10 protein-coding genes are annotated in these 12,569 nt (G+C 72.5%); 8 read left to right on the top strand and 2 right to left on the bottom strand.

Annotated features, from left to right (window positions below; all coding sequences use genetic code 11):
* Positions 1 to 129: 129 nt before the first annotated feature.
* The 5 genes from FCN18_RS31555 to FCN18_RS31575 all read left to right on the top strand — a co-directional run bounded on the left by FCN18_RS31555 (position 130) and on the right by FCN18_RS31575 (position 6,044).
* The gene (locus FCN18_RS31555; RefSeq protein ID WP_233520324.1) at positions 130 to 372 is read left to right on the top strand and encodes a YlxR family protein; all 243 of its coding nucleotides are present in this window, start codon (positions 130 to 132) and stop codon (positions 370 to 372) included.
* A gap of 89 nt (positions 373 to 461) precedes the next feature.
* Positions 462 to 3,311: a translation initiation factor IF-2 gene (gene infB / locus FCN18_RS31560; protein WP_112267255.1), complete on the top strand. Its 2,850-nt coding sequence runs from the start codon at positions 462 to 464 to the stop codon at positions 3,309 to 3,311.
* Positions 3,312 to 3,381: 70 nt separating this feature from the next.
* Complete coding sequence (locus tag FCN18_RS31565) at positions 3,382 to 3,678, top strand: DUF503 domain-containing protein (protein ID WP_112267253.1); 297 nt, start codon at positions 3,382 to 3,384, stop codon at positions 3,676 to 3,678.
* Positions 3,679 to 3,712: 34 nt separating this feature from the next.
* Positions 3,713 to 4,165: a 30S ribosome-binding factor RbfA gene (gene rbfA, locus FCN18_RS31570; RefSeq protein ID WP_112267251.1), complete on the top strand. Its 453-nt coding sequence runs from the start codon at positions 3,713 to 3,715 to the stop codon at positions 4,163 to 4,165.
* A gap of 289 nt (positions 4,166 to 4,454) precedes the next feature.
* Positions 4,455 to 6,044, top strand: a complete 1,590-nt coding sequence (locus tag FCN18_RS31575) for an alkaline phosphatase D family protein (protein ID WP_137096794.1) — start codon at positions 4,455 to 4,457, stop codon at positions 6,042 to 6,044.
* 94 nt (positions 6,045 to 6,138) lie between these two features.
* Here the strand turns inward: FCN18_RS31575 and FCN18_RS31580 are convergent, their stop codons facing one another.
* Positions 6,139 to 7,173, bottom strand: coding sequence for a TRM11 family SAM-dependent methyltransferase (locus FCN18_RS31580; RefSeq protein ID WP_113643943.1), 1,035 nt, complete (start codon positions 7,171 to 7,173; stop codon positions 6,139 to 6,141).
* 71 nt (positions 7,174 to 7,244) lie between these two features.
* The gene (locus FCN18_RS31585) at positions 7,245 to 8,777 is read right to left on the bottom strand and encodes an NAD(P)H-binding protein (protein WP_137096795.1); all 1,533 of its coding nucleotides are present in this window, start codon (positions 8,775 to 8,777) and stop codon (positions 7,245 to 7,247) included.
* Between the two features lie 81 nt (positions 8,778 to 8,858).
* Here FCN18_RS31585 and FCN18_RS31590 point away from each other — a divergent pair, with 81 nt between their 5' ends.
* The 3 genes from FCN18_RS31590 to truB all read left to right on the top strand — a co-directional run bounded on the left by FCN18_RS31590 (position 8,859) and on the right by truB (position 12,561).
* Positions 8,859 to 10,175, top strand: coding sequence for an MATE family efflux transporter (locus FCN18_RS31590; protein WP_112267243.1), 1,317 nt, complete (start codon positions 8,859 to 8,861; stop codon positions 10,173 to 10,175).
* A 118-nt stretch (positions 10,176 to 10,293) separates the two neighbouring features.
* Positions 10,294 to 11,631: an MFS transporter gene (locus FCN18_RS31595; protein ID WP_137096796.1), complete on the top strand. Its 1,338-nt coding sequence runs from the start codon at positions 10,294 to 10,296 to the stop codon at positions 11,629 to 11,631.
* 30 nt (positions 11,632 to 11,661) lie between these two features.
* A complete protein-coding gene (gene truB / locus FCN18_RS31600; protein ID WP_228714232.1) occupies positions 11,662 to 12,561 on the top strand; it encodes a tRNA pseudouridine(55) synthase TruB in 900 nt (299 codons plus the stop codon).
* The last annotated feature ends 8 nt before the right edge of the window (positions 12,562 to 12,569 follow it).

Raw genomic sequence — 12,569 nt, forward strand, 5'->3', positions numbered from 1 at the left:
CTAAACTGGGAAGTGGTGCAGCGCCCGCGGTCGGATTCCGCACGCCAGGGTCACGGAGAGACACCGATCCGTACCTGTGTGGGGTGTCGACGGCGGGCGTTGATCAGCGAGCTGCTGCGCGTGGTCGCGGTGGACGGGGCACTGGTCGTCGACGAACGTCGGCGCCTCCCGGGACGCGGTGCTTGGTTGCATCTCGATCCGGGGTGTCTCGCCAAGGCCGAACGGCGGCGGGCGTTTCCCAGGGCCCTCAGGGTCCAGGGGCCGCTCGAGGCCGAGGGCCTGCGGCAACACCTGGAGCGGTTCGCGAAGAGTGAGGACACGGGACCTTCCCGGGTCCGAGTCGGAACAAGGAAGCAGGTCGACCCGTCATGAGTCAGCCGTGAAGCTGAAGCCATGAACGCGCGACGATAGGACGAGGTCTGCGGGTGCTGCCTGTCAGACCTCATCAGTTGAGGAGAGCAGTGGCAGGCAAGGCCCGCGTGCATGAGCTCGCGAAAGAGCTCGGTGTCACGAGCAAGGAAGTACTCGCCAAGCTGAAGGAGCAGGGCGAGTTCGTGAAGTCAGCGTCGTCCACCGTCGAGGCGCCCGTCGCCCGTCGGCTGCGCGACGCGTTCGCCGCCAGGGAAGGCAAGGGTGGCCGCGGTGGGCGGTCGTCCGCTGCCGGTGGGAACGGCTCCGCGCCCGCCGCGAAGCCGTCCGGGCCGCAGCAGCAGGCGCGCCCAGGGCCCCCGGCTCCGAAGCCGGGTCCCAAGCCGGGCCCGAAGCCTCCGGCCCAGCGCCCGGAAGAGCAGGCCCCGGCGGCGAAGGCGGCTCCGCCCAGGCAGGAGCCCCAGCAGCAACAGCAGCAGCCCTCCGGCGGCTCGGTCGTTCCGCCGAAGCCGCAGGGCCCCAAGCCCGGTCCGAAGCCGGGCCCGAGGCCGCCCAGGGTGGGCAACAACCCGTTCGGCGTCGGCTCCGGTTCGCCGGCTCCGCGCCCGGCCCCGCCGCGTCCCGGCGGAGGCCAGCAGGGTGAGCGTGGCCCGCGTCCCGGCGGCGACCGCCCGGCGGGCGGCCCTCGTGGCGGTGCTCCCGGTGGCAACCGGCCGAGCCCCGGCAGCATGCCGCCGCGCCCGAACCCCGGCATGATGCCGACTCGTCCCGCCCGTCCCGCGGGCGGTCCCGGTGGCCGCGGTGGCCCCGGTGGCCGTGGTGGACCCGGCGGTGGCGCCGGTGCCGGCCGCGGCGGACCCCGCGGTGGTGGCGGCGGCGGTGGCGGCTTCCGCGGCGGTGGCGGCGGTGGCGGCGGCGGTTTCCGCGGCGGCCCCGGTGGCGCTCCCGCCGGCGGTGGCGGTGGCGGCGGTTTCCGCGGCGGTCCCGGTGGCCGTGGCGGGCCCGGTGGCCGCGGTGGCGCGGCCGGCGCGTTCGGCCGTCCCGGTGGTCCCTCGCGCAAGGGCCGCAAGTCGAAGCGGCAGAAGCGCCAGGAGTACATGGAGAACATGCAGGCGCCGAGCGTCGGTGGCGTCCGCCTGCCCAAGGGCAACGGCGAGACGATCCGGCTGCCGCGGGGTGCCTCGCTGACCGACTTCGCGGAGAAGATCGACGCCAACCCGGCCTCGCTGGTGCAGGTGTTGTTCCACCTCGGCGAGATGGTCACCGCGACACAGTCCGTCTCCGAGGACGTGCTCGAGCTGCTCGGCACGGAGATGAACTACAACGTCCAGGTGGTCAGCCCCGAGGAGGAGGACCGCGAGCTGCTCGAGGCCTTCGACATCACCTACGGCGAGGACGCCGGTGACGAGGAGGACCTGCAGGTCCGGCCGCCGGTAGTGACCGTCATGGGTCACGTCGACCACGGTAAGACCCGCCTGCTGGACACGATCCGGAAGACGAAGGTCCACGAGGGCGAGGCCGGTGGCATCACCCAGCACATCGGTGCCTACCAGGTGGAGACCGAGCTGGAGGGCGACCCCCGGCTCATCACCTTCATCGACACCCCTGGTCACGAGGCGTTCACCGCCATGCGTGCCCGCGGTGCGCAGGCCACCGACATCGCGGTGATCGTGGTCGCCGCCGACGACGGCGTCATGCCGCAGACGGTGGAGGCCATCAACCACGCGCAGGCCGCCAAGGCGCCGATCGTGGTCGCGGTCAACAAGATCGACAAGGAGGGTGCGAACCCTCAGAAGATCCGGCAGCAGCTCACCGAGTACAACCTCATTGCCGAGGAGTACGGCGGCGACACGATGTTCGTCGACATCTCGGCGCGCGAGAACATCAACATCGACGGGCTACTCGAGGCGATCCTGCTGACGGCCGACGCGGCGCTGGACCTCAGGGCCAACCCGGACATGGAGGCCCAGGGTGTCGCGATCGAGGCGCACCTCGACCGCGGGCGCGGTCCGGTGGCGACGGTGCTGGTCCAGCGCGGCACGCTGCGCATGGGCGACTCCGTGGTCGCCGGCGACGCCTACGGCCGTGTGCGCCGCATGGTCGACGAGTACAACCGCGACGTCACCGAGGCGACGCCGTCGCGTCCGGTGCAGGTCATCGGCTTCACTTCGGTGCCGCGCGCCGGTGACACGTTCCTCGTGGTGGAGGAGGACCGGGTGGCCCGGCAGATCGCCGAGCGCCGCCAGGCCCGCATCCGCAACGCGGAGAACGCGGCCAAGCGCAAGCGCGTCAGCCTGGAGGACCTGGACTCCGCGCTGAAGGAGACCAACACCCTCAACCTCATCATCAAGGGTGACAACTCGGGTACCGTCGAGGCCCTCGAGGCGTCGCTCATGCAGATCGACGTGGGTGACGAGGTCGAGCTCAACGTCGTCCACCGCGGCGTTGGTGGCGTCACGGAGAGCGACATCGACCTCGCGACGGCCTCCGACGCGATCGTCCTCGGGTTCAACGTGCGGGCACAGGGCAAGGCGACCGAGCGGGCCACCCGCGAGGGCGTCGACGTCCGGTACTACACGGTGATCTACCAGGCGATCGAGGAGATCGAGCAGGCCCTCAAGGGCATGCTCAAGCCGGAGTACGAGGAGGTCGAGCTCGGCCGCGCCGAGGTTCGCGAGGTCTTCAAGTCCTCCAAGCACGGCACGATCGCCGGTTGCCTCGTCGTCTCGGGCCAGATCAGGCGCAACGCCAAGGCGCGCCTGCTCCGCGACAACGTCGTGGTGGCCCAGGACCTGCCGGTCAACTCGCTGCGCCGGTTCAAGGACGACGTGGTGGAGGTCCGGGACGGCTACGAGTGCGGTCTGACGCTCGGCAGGTTCTCGGACATCAAGGTCGACGACGTGATCGAGACCTACGAGCAGCGCGAGAAGCCGCGCGAGTGACGTGGACGGATCGGCTGGGCGGGGACGCGAGTCCCCGCCCAGCGGTCTCTCGTGCGAGGGGTGACGACCGGTGTTCGTGGGTTCCCTTGAGCTTGATGTGCTGCTCGGCGACATCCGGTCGCTGAAGCAGAAGCGGTCCGCCCTGCGGCCGCTGCTCGCCGACGTGCGCAAGCGCTTCGACGTGTCCGTGGCCGAGGCGGGCCACCTCGATCTCCACCGGCGCGCGCTGGTTGGAGTGGCCGTCGTGGCGGCGGACGGCGAGCATGTGAGAGACGTGCTCGACGCGTGTGAACGCTTCGTCGCGGCACGACCCGAGCTGGAGCTGCTGTCGGCCCGCCGCCGGCTGCTCGGCCCGGATGACGACTAGTGGCTGGTTTGCGAAACGAGTAAGGGGGTGCGTCGTGGCCGATCAGGCTCGCGCACGGAGGCTGGCCAAGCGGATCGCGCAGATCGTCGCGTCCGCGCTCGAGCACGAGGTCAAGGACCCGCGTCTCGGCAACGTGACCGTCACCGACGCCAAGATCACCGGTGACCTGAGGGACGCCACCGTCTACTACACGGTGCTCGGCGAGAACCTCGACTCCGCGCCGGACTTCGCCGGTGCTGCGGCGGCGCTCGAGTCCGCCCGCGGCGTCCTGCGGACCAAGGTCGGGCAGGGCACCGGCGTGCGCTACACGCCGACGCTGACGTTCGTTCCCGACAACGTGCCCGCCGACGCGCGCCACATCGACGAGCTGCTCGCCAGGGCCCGCGAGGCCGACGCCGAGGTCGCGCGCCAGGCGACCGGCGCGAAGCCCGCGGGCGATGCCGACCCCTACCGCGTTCCCCGCGAGGAGAAGGCCGAGGACGAGTAGCGAGCCCCGCCTCGCTCCCGGGCCGCCGTGCAGTGAAGGCCGCCTTGCCTGCGCCCGCCCGCCTCCCTCCACCGCCCGGACGGAGACGCTGCGCGCCGCTGTGCCCGATTCCACGCAGTGAAGGTGGCCTTCACCGCGGGAGCGTGATGCACCACGGCTGCCCGCTTCTCGTCCGTGCCGACGGCGCCGAAGGTTGGCCGCCGCGTCACGTCCCGTTCCGGCGGCGCTGGTCTTCGCGTTGCCCTGCCCTGGCTGGATGAGCCGGATCCGCCACGGCAGAGGGAGAGACATGGCTGAGAAATCGGACTTCGACCGTCGGCGCTTCCTGGCACTCGCGGGCGGTGGCACGCTCGCCACGGCGCTCGCCGTGGCCGGGGCGTCCTCGGGCCCGGTGTGGGCGACCCCGCGGTTCCGGGAGGACCCGTTCGCGCTGGGCGTCGCCTCGGGGGAGCCCACGTCCTCGGGTGTCGTGCTGTGGACCCGGCTCGCGCCCGACCCGGTGGCCGAGGACGGAACGGGCGGCATGCCAGGTAAGGCCGTCAACGTCGCGTGGCAGATCGCCGAGGACCCGCGCTTCCGCCGCGTGGTGCGCGCCGGGACACAGCAGGCGTCGCCGGAGCTCGCGCACTCGGTGCACGTCGAGGCCGAGGGACTGCGCCCCGACCGCGAGTACTGGTACCGCTTCCGCGCGGGCGGCGAGCTGAGCCCGGTCGGGCGCACGAGGACCGCGCCGTGGGCCGGCGCCGCGCTCTCGTCGCTCGCCTTCGGCGTCGTGAGCTGCCAGAGCTATCCGGACGGCTACTACACCGCCTACCGGCACCTGGCGGAGGAGGACCTGGACCTGGTGCTGCACCTCGGCGACTACATCTACGAGGGCGGCGGCCAGGGCAGCATCGGCCGGGGCCACCTGCCCGCGGCCGAGACGTTCTCGCTCACCGACTACCGGATCCGCTACGGCCAGTACAAGAGCGACACCGACCTCAAGGCCGCGCACGCGGCCGCCCCGTGGCTCGTGGTGCTCGACGACCACGAGGTGGAGAACAACTGGGCCGGCGACGTCTCTCAGGCCGACACCGAGCCGGACCAGGATCCCGCGGTGTTCCTGCAGCGCAGGGCGGCTGCGTTTCAGGCCTACTACGAGAACCAGCCGTTGCGCCGCGTGCAGCGCCCGCACGGGCCGGACATGCGGCTCCACCGCCGGGTGCCCTACGGCAGGCTCGCCGAGTTCACCATGGTCGACACCCGCCAGTACCGCGACGACCAGGCGTGCGGTGACGGCCTGCGCAGCGGCTGCGCCGACCGGCTCGACCCCACGCGCACGATGCTCGGTGAGGAGCAGGAGGCTTGGGTGCTGCGCGGCCTCGAGCGCTCGCGCGCGACGTGGAACCTCCTCGGCAACCAGGTGTTCATGATGCAGGCCGACCACCTCGACGGCGAGGAGCGGGGCTTCGGCATGGACACCTGGGACGGTTACGCGGCGGCACGGCGCGACCTCCTGGACGGGGTGCGGCGCCGGAAGGTCGACAACTTCGTCGTGCTCACCGGCGACGCCCACCGCAGCGTCGCCGCCGACCTGAAGGTCGACTTCGACGACCCCGACGCGCCCGCCGTGGGCACCGAATTCCTCGGCACGTCGGTCAGCTCCGGCGGCAACGGCCAGGACATGGACACGCTCGGCCACACCTGGCTGCGGGAGAACCCGCACATGCGCTTCCACAACGCCCAGCGCGGGTACATGCGCTGCGAGCTGACCCCGGGCCGGCTGCGCACCGACTACCGCGTGCTCGGCCAGGTGACCACACCCGGCGCGCCGGTCACCACGCGAGCGAGCGTCTACGTCGAGGCGGGCAGGCCCGGCGTCGCGCACGTGGAGGACTGACACCGCCCACAGGGGCACTCTGGTCGCGCCCGCCCGTCTCCGGCCACCGCCGCGACCCAGTGCGCTACCAGCGTGCCCTGGGGGCGATCACCCGTCACTTCCGCGCGATCAGCACGTCGCGGACGATGGCCTGGTCCACGCGGTGGGCCAGGCCATCGAACGGGCCGCCCTCGCGCACCGTGAGCCCCGCCTTGGTGAGGATCGCCGCCAGTTCGTCGCGCGTGATCACGTGCGTGTTCCACGAGATGCCCAGTGCGCCGCCGGTGCGCAGCACCCTGGTCCAGACCGGCACGGCCGCGGCGAGCAGGTCCCTCGGGCTCCGCGCCAGGCCCGCGTCCTGGGTCCGGCTGCCGTGCTGCACGCCGTAGGGCGCGTCGGTGACCACCACGTCGGCCGAGCCGCGGCGTAGCAGCTCGTCGGTGTGCAGCGTGTCGCAGCTGAGGTAGGTGAGCGTGCGCGTATCGCCCGCCTTGTACTCCTCCTTGGTGGCGGCGTAGGAGATGTCGAGCCGCCTGCCGAGGCGGACCTTGTTGCGGCGCAAGGAGGTCGCGTCGGCGGTGTGCTTGATCCGCTTGGTGCGCAGCCAGGTCTTGATGAACTGCTGGTAGGCGTCGAAGTCCTTGCCGTCGACGTCGAGGCCCGTGGCGTCGTAGCCGTACATCATCGCCTGGTTGAGCGTGGTTCCCCTGCCGCACAAGGGATCCAGCACGTGCAGGCGCCCGTCGAGCAGCGCGCGAGGACGGTCCGTGGCGAGCACGGTGAGGTTGAGCAGCAGCTTGGTGAACAGCTCGTTGGTCTTGCCCGTGTACTTCTGGATCGTCAGCAGGTCGGAGTCGAACCGGTCGCGCGGGGCCAGCGCCAGCGGCCGCAGCAGTTCGCCCGCGACCTCAAACAGCACGTAGGCCGACGACAGGTTCGACAGCGCCGCGACGTCGTCCCCCGTCAGCGCCGAGGAGGTGGTGAACGTGACGTAGTCGGCGCCGCCGATCGTGCGCACGCCGACGTCGGCCACGTCCGTCGAGACCACCGTCTCGCCGAACACGGTCAGCTCGGCGCACAGCAGGCGGCTCGACGTCTCGGTGTAGACGCGGTTGGCCGACGGCAGGATCAGGATCGCGTACTCGGGCATCGGATAGAGACTAGCCAGCGACCCGCGGCGTCCCCGCCCGGGCAGGGCGGGGACGCGCGAGCGTGGCGGGCTCAGCCGCGTCCGTACCGGGTGCCGTAGGGCAGGAACCGCTCGAATCCGAGTGGCGTAAGCCCCGGTGTGCCCGCGATCAGTCCGGGGACGTCGTCGCCGGCGCGGAGTCGGGTGTCCACGACCCGCTGATGTGCCGCCTCGTCGGTGAACTCGGCGTAGTTGAGCACGCGGCTGCCGTCGACCGCGAGGTGGAAGTGGTTGCCGCCCATGCCGTCCGGAGGCCGCTCACCGGTGTTTACGGGATGCCGGGTCAGCAGCGCATCGACGAATCGCGCGCCGACCGCGGCCGATTCGGTCGCGAACGATACGAGCACCACCATCCCGGGTTCGATCGGGCGGTCGGGCACGGCGCTGCGGTAGCGCCGGTAGCCGGTCGCCGTGAGGCGCTCGATGCCGGACACGACGGCGTCGATGTCGTCGTTGCGGCGCGTCCGGCCAGCGCGACGGAAGGCCTCGACGGCGCCGGAGTCCGTCCACTGCGAATAGTGGAGCAGGGTGTGGCCGTCCGTGCCGAGCAGCACGCTGTGGGCGAGCAGCCCTGGCGGCCACGGCCGGTCGCGCCAGTCGTCGAGCGCGGCGGCCGCGGCCGCGCGCTGCCGCGCCGGGTCCGCGACCCGCCAGGTGCTGGCCAGGACGAAGCCCGCGTCGTCCCGCCTCAACTCCGGCAGTGGGCCGGTGAGCTCGTGCGTGTGCTCGGACACCCACTCGCGAAACGTGCGCGCGGGCCTGCCGGTGACCCGTGTGATCGTGTCGGTGACCGACGACGCCGAGTCCTCGATGCTCGCGCGCATGCCGGCCACCTCGGCGTCGGTGGCGGCCCGGCCGAGGACCGTGCGGATCCAGTCCTCGGCCGGCCGCTCTGTCCAGGCGATGCGGCGCCCGGTGACCTCGCCGATGATCGCCAGCTGCCGCACGGGCGTCAGCGGCTCGGGACCGGTGAGCTCGTAGCGGGCGCCGGCGTGACCGTCCTCGGTGAGCGCGTGGACGGCGACGGCGGCGATGTCGCGTTCGTCCAGGAGCGTGACCGGTACGTGCGGCAGGACCACCGGCACCGGCGCACCGGCCCGGATGGCCTCACCCCAGTGCAGGGTGTTGGCCGCGAACCGGTACGGGCGCAGGAACGTCCACGCGATCCCGGAGTCCCGGATCGCCTCCTCCACCTCGGCGTGCGCCCGGGCGATGGCACCGCTCTGCCCGGTCGCGGGGACGCCGTCCCGCACCGCGCCCGACGACAGGAAGACCACGTGCTCGGCGTGCCGCGCGATGACGCGGACGGTCTCGCGCACGGCGGCGATGTCGGCGAAGCGGGGCAGCATGAGGAAGACCCCGGACACGCCGTCCAGCCACGGTTCCAGCCCCGCCGGGTCGAACGGGCTGCCCGGCACGGCCTCGACGCCGGCGGGCAGGTCCGCCGCGGCGGGGTCGCGAGTCAGGGCGCGCACGCGCACGCCTCGGCTCGTCAGCCCGGCGGTCACGTGCCGCCCCACGGTGCCGGTCGCGCCGCTCACCAGGATCGTCCTCGGTTCGTTCATGCCCGTGACGGTAGGAACGGCGCTACCGGCACGGCATCTGTCGGATGACCGGTTGTCGTACCCACTGGCTACGCTCGGCGCGTGGCAAGCACGCTCGACGAACGCGTCCCCGCGCGCAAGGTATTCGGGCTCGCCGTCCCCGCGCTCGGGGTGCTGGCCGCCGAGCCGCTGTACGTGCTCGTGGACACGGCTGTCGTCGGGCATCTCGGCGCGCTGCCGCTGGCCGGGCTCGCGCTCGGGGGCGTGCTGCTGTCACTGGTCTCCACGCAGCTGACGTTCCTGTCCTACGGCACCACGGCCCGCACGGCGCGGCTGCACGGGGCGGGGCGCCGCGCCGAGGCGGTCGAGGAGGGCGTGCAGGCGACGTGGCTCGCGCTCGCGGTCGGCTGCGTGATCCTGGGGCTCGGCCAGCTGCTGGCCGAACCGGTCGCGCGCGCGATGTCGGGCGACGAGGCGATCACCGCCGAGGCCGTCTCGTGGCTGCGGATCGCGCTCTGCGGCACGCCGATGATCCTCGTGACGATGGCGGGCAACGGCTGGATGCGCGGCGTGCAGGACGCCGTGCGGCCGCTGCGCTACGTCCTCGCGGGCAACGGCCTCTCCGCCGTGTTGTGCCCGCTGCTCGTCTACCCCGCCGGCATGGGCCTCGAGGGTTCGGCCGTCGCGAACGTCGTGGCGCAGACCGTCTCCGGCGCGCTGTTCCTCGGGGCGCTGGCGCGGGAACGGGCCAGGCTGCGCCCGCGCCCGTCGGTGATGTGGGCGCAGCTCAAGCTCGGCCGCGACCTCGTGCTGCGCAGCCTCGGCTTCCAGGCGTGCTTCCTGTCCGCGGCCACGGTCGCGGCCCGCACGTCCACCGAGGCCGTCGGCGCCCACCAGGTGGTGCTGCAGCTGTGGACGTTCCTGTCGCTCGTGCTCGACTCGGTGGCGATCGCCGCGCAGTCGCTCGTCGGCGCCGCGCTCGGCGCGGGCTCCGGGCGCAAGGCGCGGGGCGTGGCCGCGCAGATCACGCTGTACGGGCTGATTCTCGGCTGCGCGCTGTGCGTGGTCTTCGCGGCCCTGTCGCAGGTCCTGCCACACGCCTTCACGTCTGATCCCGGCGTGCTCGGCGAGATGCCCGGTGCGTGGTGGTTCTTCGTGGCGCTGCAGCCCGTCGCCGGCGTGGTGTTCGCGCTCGACGGCGTCCTGCTCGGCGCGGGAGACGCCGCGTTCCTGCGCAACGCCACGCTCGCCAGCGCGATCCTCGGCTTCCTCCCGCTGATCTGGGCCTCGCTCGGCTTCGGCTGGGGACTCGTCGGGATCTGGTCGGGCCTGTCGCTGTTCATGCTGCTGCGGCTCGGGTTCGTGCTCGTGCGCTGGCGCTCTGGCAACTGGGCCGTCGAGGGCGCGGTGCGCGTGTGAGTGTGGCCAATCGCACCGCGCGGGACGGTATGAACGGCCATTGGTTAGCCGATACCAGTAACTGGGACGGCATCCGTCCCTTTCGCCTGTCCGTGATCACGAACACCAAGGGGGTTTCTTGCCGTCCCGGAGTCCGGCGGCCGCGCGAGCCAGCGCGCGGTCGTGGCTGATCTGGTTGACCGCCGCCTTCGTCTACATCCTCGCCGTCTTCCACCGCACCTCGCTCGGGGTCGCGGGACTCGAGGCCGCCGACCGCTTCGGCGTCGGCGCCGCCGCACTCGGCACCTTCACCGTCCTGCAGGTCGGCGTCTACGCCGCCATGCAGATCCCCACCGGAGTGCTCGTCGACCGGTTCGGACCGCGCGCCGTACTGACGGCAGCGCTGCTGTTCCTCGGATCGGGGCAGATCCTGCTCGCCGTCGCCCACACCTACGCGCTCGGGCTGCTCGCCCGCGGCGTGCTCGGCGTCGGCGACGCGCTCACGTTCGTCTCCGTGCTCCGCCTCGCCGCCAACCACTTTCCCGCCCGCCAGTACATGCTCGTCACGGCGTTCACCAGCGCGCTGGGCTTCCTGGGCAACCTCGCCGCGACGCTGCCGCTGACGCTGCTGCTCGCCGGTCCGGGCTGGCTGCCGACGTTCCTCGCCGCCGGGCTCGTGACCGTGCTGTTCGTCGCCGTCGTCCAGTGCCGCGTCCACGACAGCCCGGTCGCGCGCACCACCGAGTCCGAGGCCGTCTCGATGCGCGAGGTCGGCGGGCAGGTCCTCACGGCGCTGCGGGTACCCGGCACCCGGCTCGGCTTCTGGACGCACTTCTCCACGATGTTCAGCCAGAACGTGCTCGTGTTGCTGTGGGGTGTGCCGTTCCTGGTGCAGGGGCAGGGCTACGCCGCCACCACGGCGAGCTCGCTGCTCGTGGTGTTCGTCGCAGGCTCGATGATCGGCGGGCCGCTCGTGGGCGGGCTCATCGGCCGCAGGCCCGAGGCCCGCATGCCGATCGTGCTCGGCTTCCTCGCCGCGTCCGCGGCCACGTGGGCGGTACTGCTGAGCTGGCCCGGCCGCATCCCGCTTGGCCTGCTCGTGCCCGCGTTCGCCGTGCTCTCCTTCGGCGGTCCGGTCTCGACCATCGGCTTCGCGCTGGCCAGGGACTACAACCCGCTGCCCCGCGTTGGCACGGCGACCGGGGTGGTCAACGTCGGCGGCTTCGTCGCCACCACCGTCACCGCGCTGCTCATCGGGGTGCTGCTGGAGGCGACGGGCGGGAACTTCCGGATCGCGCTGCTGTCGGTCGTGGCCGTGCTCGCGGTGGGGACGTGGCGCATGGCCGTGTGGTACCGGCGGGCGCGGGCGGCGGTCTTCGCGGCGCAGGAGCGTGGCGAACCGGTGCCCGTGCGGTTGCGCAGGCGGCCGTGGGACGTGCGCGCGCCCCAGCGGGACCGGGTGGCCGCCCCGGCGTGAGGTGACGGCGTTTCGTTACAGTGTGCGGCCGTGCCCAAACCGCCTCCTCCGCCTCCCGGCCTGCTGATCGTCGACAAGCCCAGCGGGATGACGTCACACGACGTGGTCGCCAGGGCCCGCCGCATCATGGGCACCCGCAAGGTCGGCCACGCCGGCACACTCGACCCGATGGCGACGGGAGTGCTCGTGCTCGGCATCGAGCGCGCCACGAAGCTGCTCGGGCACCTGGCGCTGGACCGCAAGACCTATCTGGCCACGCTCGCCCTCGGCGCGGCGACCACCACCGACGACGTCGAGGGCGAGCCGCTCTCCGAGGCCACTCCCGAGCAGGTCGCGAGCGTCACCGACGAGGCGATCGCGGCGGGGGTGGCCGAGCTCACCGGCGAGATCCAGCAGGTGCCCAGCGCGGTGAGCGCGGTGAAGGTCGACGGCAAGCGCGCCTACGCGCGGGTCCGTGCGGGAGAGGACGTGAACCTCCCGCCGCGCCCCGTCACCGTGTACCGCTTCGACCTGCTCGCCACGCGCCGGGAGACCGGTCGGATCGAGCTCGACGTGATGATCGACTGCTCGTCCGGCACCTATGTGCGGGCACTCGCGCGGGACCTCGGTGCCGGGCTGGGCGTCGGCGGGCACCTCGCGGCACTGCGCCGCACCACGGTCGGACCGTTCACGCTCGCGGCCGCGCGCACGCTGGAGTCGATCGAGGCCGAACCCGGCCTTTCGCTGACGCTGGACGAGGCCGTCGCCGCGGCATTCCCCCGGCGCGACGTCGACGCCGCCACCGCGAGGGCCGTGCGGCACGGGCAGGCCATCCCCGCGGCCGGGATCGCCGGCACCTACGGGGTGTTCGATCCCGGCGGCCACGTGCTCGCGCTCGCCGCCGACGCGCGGGACGTCACCCGCCCGGTCGTCGTGCTCGCCCCGGCATAGGGTGGGCA

This window comes from Prauserella endophytica (assembly GCF_005146945.1).
Lineage (GTDB): Bacteria > Actinomycetota > Actinomycetes > Mycobacteriales > Pseudonocardiaceae > Prauserella_A > Prauserella_A endophytica.

What these genes read in the sequence shown, in the direction of transcription:
- FCN18_RS31575 (WP_137096794.1), top strand. Translation starts at nt 4,455, where the DNA reads ATGGCTGAGAAATCGGACTTCGACCGTCGGCGCTTCCTGGCACTCGCG.
- FCN18_RS31580 (WP_113643943.1), bottom strand. Translation starts at nt 7,173, where the DNA reads ATGCCCGAGTACGCGATCCTGATCCTGCCGTCGGCCAACCGCGTCTAC.
- FCN18_RS31585 (WP_137096795.1), bottom strand. Translation starts at nt 8,777, where the DNA reads ATGAACGAACCGAGGACGATCCTGGTGAGCGGCGCGACCGGCACCGTG.